Here is a 13,195-nt window from a genome sequence, read left to right as displayed (position 1 = left end):
GCCCGGTCTCCGAGGAGACCGGGCAGTTCCGATGCTCGTTGCGAGGTTACTTGCTCGCGCGGATCGCCTCGAACACGCTGGGATCCACCAGGGTCGAGGTGTCACCGAGTTCGCGGCCCTCGGCCACGTCGCGCAGCAGCCGGCGCATGATCTTGCCGCTGCGGGTCTTCGGCAGCTCGGGCACGATGTGGATCTCGCGCGGTTTGGCGATGGGCGAGATTTCGCGGGCCACCTCGGCGCGCAGTTCCTCGATCATGTTCTCGGGCCCGCCGTGAGCGCTGGCCTTGAGGATCACGAACGCGCAGATCGCCTGTCCGGTCGTGTCGTCGGAGGCGCCCACGACCGCGGCCTCGGCGACACCGGCATGGCCGACGAGTGCGGACTCGACCTCGGCGGTCGAGATGCGGTGGCCCGAGACGTTCATGACGTCGTCGATGCGGCCCAGCACCCAGATGTGGCCGTCGGAGTCGTACCGCGCGCCGTCACCGGCGAAGTACCAGCCCTGCTCGGCGAACCGCGACCAGTAGGTGTCCTTGAACCGTTGCGGGTCGCCCCAGATACCGCGCAGCATCGCCGGCCACGGCTGGTCGAGCACCAGGTAGCCGGTGACGTGCTCGGCCTCGTCGGCACCGGGCACCAGTTGGTTGCCCTCGTCGTCGACGATCTTGGCCGAGATGCCGGGCAGCGGCGTCATCGCCGAACCGGGCTTGGCCGCGGTCACGCCGGGCAGCGGGGAGATCATGATGGCCCCGGTCTCGGTCTGCCACCAGGTGTCGACGATCGGGGTCTTGCCGCCGCCGATGTGCTCGCGGTACCAGCGCCAGGCCTCGGGGTTGATGGGCTCGCCCACCGAGCCGAGCAGGCGCAGGCTCGACAGATCGTGCGAGGCCGGGATCTGATGACCCAGCTTCATGAACGTGCGAATGAGCGTCGGCGCCGTGTAATAGATGGTGACGCCGTACTTCTCGATGACCTCGAAGTGCCGGTGCTCGGTGGGCGAGGTGGGGGTGCCCTCGTAGACCACCTGCGTGACGCCGTTGGACAGCGGCCCGTACACGATGTAGGTGTGCCCGGTCACCCAGCCGATGTCGGCGGTGCACCAGTACACGTCGCTCTCGGGCTTGACGTCGAAGACGTTCCAGTGCGTGTACGACGACTGCGTCAGGTAGCCACCCGAGGTGTGCACGATGCCCTTGGGCTTACCCGTCGTGCCGGAGGTGTACAGCAAGAACAGCGGCTGTTCGGAGTCGAAGGCCGCGGGAATGTGCTCGGTCGACGCCTGCTCGACGGTCTCGTCCCACCACAGGTCGCGGCCGTCGGTCCACTTGACGTCGATGCCGGTGCGACGCACCACCAGCACGTTCTTCACCGACGGCTGATCGGCGACGGCCTCGTCGACGGCCTCCTTGAGCGAGGCGGCCTTGCCGCGGCGGTACTGGCCGTCGCTGGTGATGACGAGCTTGGCCTCGGCGTCCTCGATGCGGGCGCGCAGCGCCGAGGCCGAGAAGCCGGCGAACACGACGCTGTGCATGACACCCAGGCGGGCGCACGCGAGCATCGCGACGATGGCCTCGGGGATCATCGGCATGTAGATCGCGACGCGGTCGCCGGCCACCAGACCCAGGTCGGTCAGGGCGTTGGCGGCCTTGCACACCTCGTCCTTGAGTTCGGCGTAGGTGATGCTGCGCGCGTCGCCGACCGGTTCGCCTTCCCAGTGGATGGCCACCCGGTCGCCGTTGCCGGCCTCCACGTGACGGTCGACGCAGTTGTAGGCGACGTTGATCTTGCCGCCCACGAACCACTTCGCGAACGGGGCGTCCGACCAGTCGAGTACGTCGGTGAACGGGGTCTGCCAGGACAACCGGTTGGCCTGTTTCTCCCAGAACGCCAGCCGATCCTTCTCGGCCTCGGCGTACAACTCACCCGTCGCGTTGGCATTGGCCGCGAAATCGGCCGGCGGCGGATAGGCTGACGGAACTTCTGCGTGCGAGGGGTTCGACATGGCTGTGAGCCTAGTCACCGAACGTTGCACACACGTTGGACCCTCACATGTCTGCTGGTGGACGGTGGTCTGAATGCGCTGAACGGTCGGCGAAGACGCGATCAGCGGTCGACTAGCGTGGCTGGTTATGACCGAGCGCCCTGATCCTCTCGCGCCGCTGTTCGAGCTGCCCGGCGTCGCCGCGGCCTGCGACGAGGCGCGGGACGCGCTCGGACGCGCGCACCGACACAAGGTCAACCTGCGGGGCTGGCCGCAGACCGCGGCCGAGTCCGTGCTGCGTGGCGCCCGCGCGTCGGCCGTGCTGGACGGCGGGACGGTGCAGCTGTCGGCCGACGGCGACCCAGATCCGGTGACCGCGGGTGCGATCCGCGTGGCCGAGGCGCTCGAAGGCGGCGCGACCTCGTTGGTGACGGTGTGGCAGCGCGCGCCGATGCAGGCGCTGGCCCGGTTGCACGCGCTGGCAGCAGCCGATCTCACCGACGACGAGCACCTGGGCCGTCCCCGCACCGACCCCGAGGTGGGGCCGCGGCTGGAGTTGCTGATCGAACTTCTCACCGGCGGGTCCAAGGTGCCCGCCCCGGTGCTGGCCGCCGTCGCGCACGGGGAGTTGCTGACGCTGGCCCCGTTCGGCACGGCCGACGGTGTGGTGGCGCGCGCGGTCTCGCGGCTGGTAACGATCGCGAGCGGGCTGGACCCGCACGGTCTCGGCGTGCCCGAGGTGCACTGGATGCGCAAGTCGGGCGAGTACCGTGGGGCCGCCCGCGGATTCGCGTCGGGGACCACCGACGGTCTGACCGCGTGGCTGCTGCTCGGCTGCGAGGCGCTGCACGCCGGAGCGCGTGAGGCGCTCCAGATCGCGCAGCACATAGCTCAAGCGGGCTAGCTCAAGCGGGTTGGGTGACCGCCTTTTCCCGCACCCGCTCGACGCGGCCGACCAGCAGCACGTACGACGCGATGCCGATCAGGGTCACGACGGTCATGTAAACGAAGCCGGGCGCGAAGCTCTCGTCGGTGACCAGCAGGCCGATGATGATCGGTGTGGCGATCGACGACAGGTTGCCGATGAAGTTGAACATGCCGCCGGTCAGGCCCAGCAACCTCTTGGGTGCCAGCGCCGAGACCAGCGACCACGTGATCGACGCCAGACCGTTGCCGAAGAACGCGATCGACAGGAACAGCACCACCATGGCCGTGGAGTCGGTGTAGTTGGCGCCCAGCATGGCCGTGGTCAGCAGGAGCCCGGCGATGATCGGGCCCTTGCGGGCCGCGCCGAGCGAAACACCGCGCCGCAGCAGGAAATCCGACAGGACGCCGGAGAACAGCACACCGACCAGTGCGGCGATGAACGGCAGCGACGCCAGGAACCCGGTCTTGATGTAGTCCATGCCGCGGTACTCGACGAGGTACGTCGGGAACCAGGTGAGGAAGAACCACAGCGTCGAGGTCAGGCAGAACTGGCCCAGGTAGATGCCCCACAGCTTGCGCCGCCCGAGCACCGTCGCGACGTCGGCGCGCGTCACCGCGACCCGCTGCGGCTGATCTTCCACGACGTCCACCAGGGCGCCGCCGCTTTCGATGAGCTCGAGTTCGGCTTCGTTGGCGTTGGATTCGCGCGGTTCGCGGTACTTCAGGTACCACAGCGCCGCCCAGCCGATGCCGATCGCGCCGGTCACGATGAACACCCAGTGCCAGCTCATGGTGGCCTGCAGCCAGGACAGCACGGGTGTGAGCAGCGCCAGGCCGATGAACTGCCCGGAGGTGTAGAAGCCGATGACCGAGGCGCGTTCACGCTCGGGGAACCACGTCGTCGCGACGCGGTTGTTGATGGGATACGCCGGCGCCTCGAACACACCGACCAGCAGGCGCAGCGCGATCAGCGCGACGAACCCGCCGATGACGCCCATGAACAACGTCGCCAGCGACCACAGCGCCAGGCACACCGGGTACAGCACGCGCGGGCGCACCCGGTCGACGAGCCATCCGCCCGGGATCTGCAGTGCCGCATAGGTCCAGCCGAACGCGCTGAGCAGCAGGCCCTGCTGCGCCTTGGTCAGGTCCATCTCGTCGGCGATCGCGGGCATCGCGATCGACAGGTTGGCCCGGTCCATGTAGTTGATCACCACGGTGATGAACAGCATCACCGCGATGAGGATGCGTGCGTGGGAGGCCTGCTTGGCCAATTGCGGTGACGCGCTGGTGTTTCCGGTCTGGGTCATATGCCTCACCACTCCGCGAACGATCCGTCGGCGTGGCGCCAGACCGGGTTGCGCCACCGATGTCCCTCGGCCGCCCGTTCGGCCACGTACTCCTCGTTGATCTCGATGCCGAGCCCCGGTCCCGTCGGGATCTGGACCTGCCCGTCGGCGTAGGTGAAAACGCCCGGATCGGCGAGGTAGTCGAGTAGGTCGTTGGTCGTGTTGTAGTGGATGCCCAGGCTCTGCTCCTGGATCGTCGCGTTGTAGCAGCCCGCGTCGATCTGCAGGCACGCCGCGAGCGCGATCGGCCCCAGGGGGCAGTGCAGCGCGAGCGCGACGTCGTACGCCTCGGCCATGTGGGCGATCTTGCGGGCCTCGGTGATCCCGCCGCAGTGCGACGGATCCGGCTGGATGATGTCGACCGAGCCCGAGGCCAGGATCGTCTTGGCGTCCCACCGCGAGAACAGCCGCTCGCCCAGGGCGATCGGGATGGGGGACTGCCGCAGCACGTCGACGAAACCGTCCACGTGCTCACTGAGCACGGGTTCCTCGACGAACATCAACCGGTAGGGCTCGAGTTCGCGCAGCAGCACCTTGGCCATCGGCTTGTGTACGCGCCCATGGAAATCCACGCCGATGCCGATGTTGGGGCCCACCGCGTCGCGTACGGCGGCCACACTGGCCACCGCGCGGTCCACCTTGTCCCACGTGTCGACGTACTGCAACTCCTCGGTGCCGTTCATCTTCACCGCGGTGAATCCCCGGTCGACGACTTCGCGTGCGGCCTTGGCGGTTTCGCTCGGCCGGTCGCCGCCGATCCACGAGTACACCTTGATCCGGTCGCGGACGCGCCCGCCCAGCAGTTCGTGTGTCGGCACGCCGAGGGTCTTGCCCTTGAGGTCCCACAACGCCTGGTCGATGCCGGCCAGCGCGCTCATGTGGATGCCGCCGCCGCGATAGAACCCGCCGCGGTACATCACGGTCCACAGATCCTCGATCTGGCCGGGATCCTGGCCGATCAGGTAGTCCGACAGTTCCTCGACCGCGGCGGCCACGGTGGCCGCGCGGCCTTCGAGGACGGGTTCGCCCCAGCCGACGAGGCCCTCGTCGGTCTCGATGCGCAGGAAGAGCCACCGCGGGGGAACGGTGTACGTCTGCACCGATTTGATCTTCATCGTGGGTTCCTCTCGGCGTATGCGTCAGACCAGATGTCCTGCAGGGTGCGGGCGCGCCGTGCGACCGCGTCGGCGTCGTCACCGGGGCGGTACAGATTGGTGCCGAGGCCCGCGCCGTCGGCGCCCGCGGCGATCCAGTCGGCCAGGTTGTTCTCGTCCACACCGCCGACCGGCAGCATCTCGATGTCGGCGGGAAGCACTGCGCGCCAGGCCTTCATGCCGGAGATGCCGACCGCATCGGACGGGAACAGCTTGAGGTTGCGTGCGCCCGCGTCGACCGCGCTGAACGCCTCGGTGGGGGTCGCGACGCCGGGGTAGGCGCGCATGCCGCGTCGTGTGGCGACGGCGATCACCTCAGGGTTGGCGTTGGGCGACACCATGATCCGGGCGCCGGCCGATTCGGCGCGGACGACGTCGTCGACCGTCAGCACGGTTCCGGCACCGATCACGCAACCTTCCGGTGCCGCGGCCGCGAGGCGTTCGATCGAGTCGAAGGGGTCGGGGGAGTTCAGCGGTATCTCGATCGCGGTGAACCCGGCGTCGATCAGCGCGCCGCCGATCGCCAGGATCTCGTCGGGGCGCACCCCGCGCAGGATCGCCACCAATCCGGTGGGCTGGTTCATGAAACCTCCTCGATTCGGTGTCGCGCGGCGTCATCGCCGGTGACGAGGCCGCTGGTGACCGCGATGTGCCACAGGCCGCGCGCCGCGGCCTCCTCGGTGAGCGTCGCCGCCGGGTGCGCGTCGTGGCGCTCGAGCGCGGCTGCGTAGCGGCGGCACAGATCGGGCTTGCCGCACAGCACGATTCGCTTTCGGTCGGCGGGCAGCAGGTGGCGGATCTCGTCGGCGATCAGCAGGCCCGACACGTAGTCCGGCAGCGCGCTCGGTTCCAGTGCGCCGTCGAGCACGAGGGCCCGGGCACCGAACAGGGCCGTCGAGATGCCGCGGGAGATGTCGGCGTCGAGCCCGCGCGTGAACGCTGCGTCGTCACGGACCGGCGCGTGCGCCGTGCGGGCGAGGATGCCGTGCTCCATGAGCAGGCCGTAGAGCTCGCCGGTCATCGCGGTGGTGAACGATTCCACCTGTCCGGCAGCGATTCTGACCCACTTCGTGTGGGTCCCGGGCAGCACCACGAGCAGGTCCCCGGATTCGTCGAGCAGGTCGAGCACGCCGACCAGTTGTGTCTCCTCGCCGCGCATCACGTCACCGGTCCTCTGGCCGGTGGGGGCGACCCGCAGTCCGGGAACGAGGTGCAGCACGCCGTCTTTGTGGGGTACGCGGGTGAGCGTCGCGGCGTCGAAGCGCAGGTCGGCGGGCACGGTCACGTAGCCGGCCTCCTGCCAGCCCTGCGCGCTGCCCACCATGCCGCACGCGATCGCCGGCAGGCCCGGCTGCGCGCCGAGCCAGTCGCCGCACACCGCGGCGAACACCTTCTCGTAGTCGTCGGCGCGGGTGTCTGCCCTGATGTCGGTCGGCGTGCCTGCGGTGACGCTGAGCAGTCCGCCGTCATGGGCACGCGCGTCGAGCACCCGGCCGTTGTCGCCGAGGAGCCAGGCCCGCAACGCGGTCGTGCCCCAGTCCAGGGCGATGAGCCGCGCCACGCCGGGCGCCGGGGTGTGATGGGTCACAAGGGCCACTATGGGAACCCAGTCCCAAAATTTCCAACACAATCCCTATATATGGGATGCTCGCGGCATGAGCGTTCCACCCGGTACCCAGACGCTGGCGCGTGGACTGGCGGTGATCAGGGCCGTCGCCGACGGTGCACGGGATCTGCGTGGCCTCGTCGAGCACACCGGCCTGGGACGCAGCACCACCCACCGCCTGGTCCAGCTGCTGGTGCACGAGGAGTTCCTGCGTCACGTCGACGGTGGCTACACGCTGGGGCCTGCGTTGATCGAGCTGGGATTCAAAGCGTTGCACGGCAATCCGTTGCCCGTGGTGGCCCGCCCGTTTTTGGAGGAGCTGTCCGAGCAGGTGCACGACACCGTGCACCTGGGCGTGGTCGACGGCGACTCGGTGCTGTACCTGGAGAAGCTGCCCGGTACGCGCGGCGCCGAGATGCGCTCACGGGTGGGGCACCGCATGCCGTTGACGCGCACGGGCGTGGGGATGGCGCTGCTGCTGGATTCCCCGGAGCGCTGGGAAGAGCTGTACATCGCCGACGAGGACCGCGTGACGGTCCCGACGGTGGTGCGACGCGGCGAGCTCGCCGAGCGGTGCGCCGAGTTCTGCACGCGCATGCAGACCTACGCCAAGAGCGGTTCTGCGATGGACCTGGAGGACAACGAGCCCGGTATCCGGTGCGTGGCGGCCCCGGTGCGCGACGCCTCGAAGGCCATCGTCGGGGCGATCAGTGTGTCGGCGACGCGGCCCTACATGCCCGCCGCGCGGATGCGCGGCCTGGTGCCCGTGGTGCGGCGCAGCGCGGCGCGCATCTCGTCGGCGATGGGGTACCGGGAAGCCCAGGCGCAGTGACGAACTTGACCGGGTCCAGCAAAAGAAATCGGGCGGCGTCCCGGACAATGTCCGGTTCGCCGCCCGCTAGCACGGACCCCGAGTGACCAAGCGTGCGATGTGGGTTGCGTGGGTGACCTCGGCGTCTTTGCGATGCGCTACGGCTGCAACCCCACCCAAAGGGCCGTCGTGGCCGTCCGCTTTTCGAAACTACGCAGGTCCGCAACACTTTTGCCTATTCCGCGGCATGTGCTCCGCGTGGGTGCTCGGTATCCGTGCTAGGAGCTTGGGTCGGGAGATCTAGCCTTCTCTTCCGGCTGGGTCTTGGCCTCGCCAAGCTTCCGTGCCTCCTTTGTACTACGTGTCCCGAGTCACAGCAAGGGCCAAAATCCGCGCGTCGTCCGATCGTTACGCAGCGGTGTCCAGCTACCTTCACGAAACGGCGCCGAAGCGATTGCGTCAGAGCGCGAACCGGCGCAGCAGCGAGTACGTCAGAGCGCCGGCGGCCAGTGCGCTGATGCCGACGGCCGCGGTGGTGGCGACCGCCGCACCCGACGGCGCGGGGAACCGGTCACGCAGCGAGACGGGCTTGGTGAACGTCAGCACCGGCCAGTCGCGGGCGAGGGCCTCCTTGCGCAACGCGCGGTCGGGGTTGACCGCGGTGGGGTGCCCCACCGTCTCGAGCATCGGCAGATCGGTGATCGAATCCGAGTACGCGTAGCAGTGCTCGAGCGCGTAACCCTCACGCGCCGCAAGAGCTTTGATGGCCTGGGCCTTGCCCTCGCCGTAGCAGTAGAACGCGATCTCACCGGTGTACCGGCCGTCCTCCACCACCATGCGGGTGGCCATCGCGTGCGTGGCGCCGAGCGCCCTGGCGATGGGGGCGACGATCTCCTCGCCCGATGCCGAGACCACGACGACGTCGCGGCCGCACAACTTGTGATCGGCGATCAACTCGGCGGCCTCGGCGAACACGAGCGGGTCGACGATCCCGTGGAGGGTCTCGCCGACGATGGATTTCACCTGTTCGACGTCCCAGCCGGCGCACATGTTTGTGATGTAGTCACGCATCCGGTCCATCTGATCGTGATCCGCGCCCGACATCAGGAAGAGGAACTGCGCGTAGGACGACTTCAGCACGGTGCGACGGTTCAGCAGTCCTTGGTCGAAGAACGGTTTGCTGAATGCCAACGTGCTCGACTTGGCGATCACGGTCTTGTCGAGGTCGAAGAACGCGGCCGTGCGCACGGGGCGACCATCGTCGCCGCGGGGTGTTGCGTCGGATGTCGCCGCGATCGATTCCTCAGCGGCCCGATCGGATGCGGTCACAAGCGCCAGCATAGATGGCCCTCGGCGTCAATAACCGACCGAAGGTACAAAATGGCAGCTCACGACACATTCCCACCATTCGGAGCGCCAGACGGCTTGCAGGAAACTCGCAGTCAGATCTCTTGCGACTTTCGGCAGTTACATGTGTATAGTGAGCATTACTCGGCTTATGCCGAGGTGTATCAGCCCGACCCCCCGGGGCTGATACGCGACGACCTCCGCCTCCTCCCCCCCTGGCGGGGGTCGTCTTCTTTTCCAGGGAAAATTCCCGTCTCCGCAAACCGCGCCGAGATTGCCCGTCATTGCCGGGCCCGTAGTGCCGGTGTCAGTGGCGAGTGGTCGTTGCCGGAGAATTTCCGGTCAAAGTTATCCACAACCTGTGATTTATCCACAGATTGTGGTTCTGCTGTGGTGCCGACATATCGGTGGCCGTCACATTTGTGGCATGGCCGCTGCGAAGGACACCCGGACAGACAAGCAAAGGAACACCGCCGCCGTTCTCGCGGTCCTCGGCGATCCGCTGCTGCGTGGGGAGGTGGCCCGGGTCGCTGCCGCGGCCGGCGTCGACCTGGTCGAGGTGGCGATGCCGTCGAGTCGTAAGGCCTGGCTGTCCGCGGCGGCCGTGCTGCTCGACGCGTCGGCCGCGCGGCGGTGCGCCGACCGGGGACTGCCGCGCCGCGACCGGGTGCTCGTGATCGGATGCGACGAACCGGGTCCGGCCGATTGGCAGGCCGCGATCGCCGTCGGTGCGCAACACGTCGTGACGCTGCCCCGCCAGGACACCGATCTTGTGGCGGCGCTGTCTGTCGTCGACGAGGGCGGTGGACACCGCGGACCGGTGGTTGCGGTGGTCGCGGCGAAAGGCGGCGCCGGGGCATCGGTGTTCGCCGCCGCGCTTGCCCTGTCGGCGCCGGGAGCGTTGCTCGTCGACGCCGACCCGTGGAGCGGCGGCATCGACCTCGTGCTCGGCAGTGAGGATCAGCCGGGTCTGCGGTGGGCGGATCTTGCGCTGCAGGGCGGCAGGCTCGGGTACGGCGCGTTGCGCGACGCGCTGCCGCGCCGCGGCGAGATCAGTGTGCTCTCGGGTGGACGCGCGGGCGTCGACATCACCGCGGCGGCACTGCACGCCGTGATCGACGCGGGTTGTCGCGGCGCGACTTTGGTGGTCTGCGACGTCCCCCGGCGCAGCACCGACGCGGCCGAGGCCGCGCTCGAGGCAGCCGACCTGGTGGTCGTGGTCGCCCGCGCCGATGTGCGTTCGTGTGCCGCGGCAGCGGCCGCCGGATCCTGGATCGCCACGTGCAATCCCAACATCGGTGTGGTGGTGCGCGGTCCGGCACCGGGAGGTCTGCGTGCCGCCGAGGTCGCCGACATCGTCGACCTGCCGCTGCTGGCGTCGATGCGTCCGCAGCCCGGTCTCGACGAGGCACTCGAACGTGGCGGGTTGCGGCTCACGCGCCGCTCTCCGCTGGCCACCGCGGCGCGACGCGTGCTCGGCGTGCTCGCGCAGCATCCTGTGCGGGAGGCGGCGTGAGCCCGTCACTGATCGACCGCGTACGTGAACGGCTGGTCGCCGAGACCGCGCCGTTGAGTCCCGACGTGGTGGCCGCGGCGATCCGCGCCGAATCCGGCGGGCTGCTCGGCGACACCGAGGTGCTGAGCAATCTGCGTGCACTCGACACCGAACTCACCGGGGCGGGCGTCCTCGAACCGCTGCTGCGTGCCGACGGCACCACCGACGTGCTGGTGACGGCGCCCGACGCGGTGTGGGTCGACGCCGGTCATGGACTGCGCCGCACTGACATCCGGTTCCCGGACGAGGCCGCGGTGCGGCGACTCGCACAACGGCTCGCGTTGCTCGCCGGGCGGCGCCTCGACGAGGCCCAGCCGTGGGTGGATGGCCACCTCGGCGGCATGGGCCCGTTCACGGTGCGCCTGCACGCGGTGCTGCCTCCCATCGCGGCGGCAGGCACGTGCCTGTCACTGCGCGTACTACGCCCGGCCACGCAGAACCTCGACAGCCTCGCGCGTTCAGGCGCGATCGCGCCTGCCGCGGTCGATCTGCTGCGCAGGGTCATCGACGCCAGGCTCGCTTTCCTGATCTCCGGCGGAACCGGCGCAGGCAAGACGACGCTCTTGTCGGCGCTTCTGGGCACGGTGCCTGGACACGAGCGCATCGTATGCGTCGAGGACGCCGCCGAACTCGCGCCGCAGCATCCGCACGTCGTGCGACTGGTGGCGCGCAACGCCAATGTCGAAGGCGTCGGCGAGATCACGGTGCGAGACCTGGTCCGGCAGGCCCTGCGGATGCGTCCCGATCGCATCGTCGTCGGCGAGGTCCGGGGCGCCGAGGTGGTCGATCTGCTCGCCGCGCTCAACACCGGCCACGACGGTGGCGCGGGCACCGTCCACGCCAACAGCCCCGCCGAAGTGCCCGCGCGGCTCGAAGCGCTCGGCGCGCTCGGAGGACTCGACCGGTACGCCCTCAGCAGTCAGGCCGCCGCGGCGGTGCAGGTGCTGCTGCACGTCGATCGCGGGCTCGCCGGCCGGCGCAGGCTGAGTGAGATCGCGGTGCTGCGCCGCCACGAGAGCGGCCTCGAGGTCGCCACAGCGTGGCACGCCGATGCCGGGTTGGGTTGCGGCATGGAACTTCTCGCCGAGAAGTTCACACAACGGGGGATGCGGTGAGCGTCGCCGCGCTGGCCCTGGCGGCGGCGTTGTTGATCTGGCCCTCGCGCCCACGGCGCCTGCGTGTCCCGCGGAAGGTGTCGCCTCGTCGACGTCGTCGACGGATGTTGCCGGGGCTCCTGGTGGGGGCCGCGGCGCTGGCCTGGTTGCTTCCCCTGCCGGTCGCGCTCACGGCCGGCGTCGTCGCGGGAACCGTCGTGGTGCGCCGTCGAGACCGGGCCGCCGCGCAGCATCGGCGTGACGAATCCGCAGCCCTGCAGGGAGCTTTGGACGTCCTGGTGGGGGAGTTGCGCGTCGGGGCACACCCGGTCGACGCGTTCGGCGCCGCAGCCGGTGAGTCCGGCGGTCCGGTCGCCGAGGGCATGCGGGCCGTCGCCGCGCGGGCACGTCTGGGGGCCGATGTGGCCGCGGGACTCGACGACGTCGCACGCGCGTCACAGTTGCCCGGACATTGGCAGCGGCTCGCGGTCTGCTGGCGGTTGGCGCAGACACATGGTCTGGCGCTGGGCACGCTCATGCGGGCCGCGCATGAGGACATCGTGGAACGTGAACGGTTCTCGGCACGTGTGCGTGCGGCCATGGCGGGTCCGCGCACCACCGCGCTGGTGCTCGCGGGACTGCCATTGGCCGGTATTGCGCTGGGGCAGGCGATCGGCGCTGCGCCCGTGGCGTTCTTGGTGGCGTCCGGGGCAGGTGGATGGCTGCTCGTGATCGGTGTGGTCCTGGCGTGCGCGGGCCTGTTGTGGTCGGACCGGATCACCGCGGAGGTCACGTCATGACCTGGGCGGCCCTGTGCCTGGCGGGTGCGTTGTTGATCGCGCCGGCCCGCGCCCGTGCTCGCGCGTTGCGGACGACGACACCACGGCGTGAGCGCGCGGCGTCAGGGACCGACGATCCGCTGGCTGCCGCGTCGACCTTCGACCTGTTCGCGGCGTGCCTCACCGCGGGCATGGCGGTGTCGACCGCTGCCGCGGCGGCGGCGCACACCGCGCCGACGCCATTGGCGCAGGCGCTCATCCGGGCCTCGGACCTGTTGGCCCTGGGCGCCGACCCGATGACCGCCTGGTCTTCCGGTGTCGAGACACAGGACAAGAACGTCGAGGCACTACTGCGGATGGCGCGGCGGTCGGCGGCCTCGGGTACGGCGTTGGCGCACGGGGTTTCCGAACTCGCGGCGCAGTCACGTCACGACGTGGCGGCTGCGGCCGATGCGGCCGCCGAACGCGCGGGCGTGCTCGTGGCCGGCCCTCTAGGCCTGTGCTACCTGCCTGCGTTCGTGTGTCTCGGCATCGTGCCGGTGGTGGTGGGGCTCGCCGGTGACGTTCTCGGGGCGGGTTTGTTGTGAGGTCA

At 69.4% G+C, this 13,195-nt stretch carries 12 protein-coding genes; 6 read left to right on the top strand and 6 right to left on the bottom strand.

Annotated elements, in window-relative coordinates; all coding sequences use genetic code 11:
* Positions 1-46: 46 nt before the first annotated feature.
* Positions 47-2,002, bottom strand: coding sequence for an acetate--CoA ligase (gene acs, locus AT701_RS30200; protein ID WP_058127162.1), 1,956 nt, complete (start codon positions 2,000-2,002; stop codon positions 47-49).
* A 127-nt stretch (positions 2,003-2,129) separates the two neighbouring features.
* On the opposite strand from acs, the gene AT701_RS35145 reads away from it, so the two are divergent.
* Entirely contained in the window at positions 2,130-2,885 is a 756-nt protein-coding gene (locus AT701_RS35145) for a Fic family protein (protein WP_058127161.1), read from the top strand.
* A gap of 1 nt (position 2,886) precedes the next feature.
* Here the strand turns inward: AT701_RS35145 and AT701_RS30190 are convergent, their stop codons facing one another.
* Genes AT701_RS30190 through AT701_RS30175 form a run of 4 tightly spaced genes read right to left on the bottom strand, consistent with a single transcriptional unit; the run spans position 2,887 to position 7,008 of the window.
* Positions 2,887-4,218, bottom strand: coding sequence for an MFS transporter (locus AT701_RS30190; RefSeq protein WP_011731096.1), 1,332 nt, complete (start codon positions 4,216-4,218; stop codon positions 2,887-2,889).
* A gap of 5 nt (positions 4,219-4,223) precedes the next feature.
* The gene (dgoD, locus tag AT701_RS30185) at positions 4,224-5,372 is read right to left on the bottom strand and encodes a galactonate dehydratase (RefSeq protein ID WP_058127160.1); all 1,149 of its coding nucleotides are present in this window, start codon (positions 5,370-5,372) and stop codon (positions 4,224-4,226) included.
* Positions 5,369-5,995 (bottom strand): 2-dehydro-3-deoxy-6-phosphogalactonate aldolase, encoded by a 627-nt coding sequence (locus tag AT701_RS30180; RefSeq protein ID WP_011731094.1) that lies wholly within the window; start codon positions 5,993-5,995, stop codon positions 5,369-5,371. Before AT701_RS30180 ends, dgoD begins: the two co-directional genes overlap by 4 nt.
* On the bottom strand, positions 5,992-7,008 hold the full coding sequence (locus AT701_RS30175; RefSeq protein ID WP_306672557.1) for a 2-dehydro-3-deoxygalactonokinase: 1,017 nt from the start codon (positions 7,006-7,008) through the stop codon (positions 5,992-5,994). Before AT701_RS30175 ends, AT701_RS30180 begins: the two co-directional genes overlap by 4 nt.
* 58 nt (positions 7,009-7,066) lie before the next feature.
* Here AT701_RS30175 and AT701_RS30170 point away from each other — a divergent pair, with 58 nt between their 5' ends.
* Positions 7,067-7,849 carry an IclR family transcriptional regulator gene (locus AT701_RS30170; protein ID WP_011731092.1) on the top strand — a complete coding sequence of 261 codons (783 nt, stop codon included), beginning with the start codon at positions 7,067-7,069 and terminating at the stop codon, positions 7,847-7,849.
* A gap of 438 nt (positions 7,850-8,287) precedes the next feature.
* Here the strand turns inward: AT701_RS30170 and AT701_RS30165 are convergent, their stop codons facing one another.
* Positions 8,288-9,169, bottom strand: coding sequence for an HAD-IB family hydrolase (locus tag AT701_RS30165; protein ID WP_011731091.1), 882 nt, complete (start codon positions 9,167-9,169; stop codon positions 8,288-8,290).
* Positions 9,170-9,602: 433 nt separating this feature from the next.
* Here AT701_RS30165 and ssd point away from each other — a divergent pair, with 433 nt between their 5' ends.
* Genes ssd through AT701_RS30145 form a run of 4 tightly spaced genes read left to right on the top strand, consistent with a single transcriptional unit; the run spans position 9,603 to position 13,190 of the window.
* Complete coding sequence (gene ssd, locus AT701_RS30160; protein ID WP_042510600.1) at positions 9,603-10,691, top strand: septum site-determining protein Ssd; 1,089 nt, start codon at positions 9,603-9,605, stop codon at positions 10,689-10,691.
* Positions 10,688-11,845, top strand: coding sequence for a TadA family conjugal transfer-associated ATPase (locus AT701_RS30155; protein ID WP_011731088.1), 1,158 nt, complete (start codon positions 10,688-10,690; stop codon positions 11,843-11,845). The genes ssd and AT701_RS30155 overlap by 4 nt, the downstream gene beginning before the upstream one ends.
* Entirely contained in the window at positions 11,842-12,624 is a 783-nt protein-coding gene (locus AT701_RS30150; RefSeq protein WP_058127159.1) for a type II secretion system F family protein, read from the top strand. The genes AT701_RS30155 and AT701_RS30150 overlap by 4 nt, the downstream gene beginning before the upstream one ends.
* Positions 12,621-13,190, top strand: a complete 570-nt coding sequence (locus tag AT701_RS30145; RefSeq protein WP_011731085.1) for a type II secretion system F family protein — start codon at positions 12,621-12,623, stop codon at positions 13,188-13,190. The genes AT701_RS30150 and AT701_RS30145 overlap by 4 nt, the downstream gene beginning before the upstream one ends.
* Positions 13,191-13,195 lie beyond the last annotated feature (5 nt).

Origin of the sequence: Mycolicibacterium smegmatis, from assembly GCF_001457595.1 — a bacterium.
Classification (GTDB): domain Bacteria; phylum Actinomycetota; class Actinomycetes; order Mycobacteriales; family Mycobacteriaceae; genus Mycobacterium; species Mycobacterium smegmatis.
This window is presented reverse-complemented; position numbering and strand designations above follow the sequence as displayed.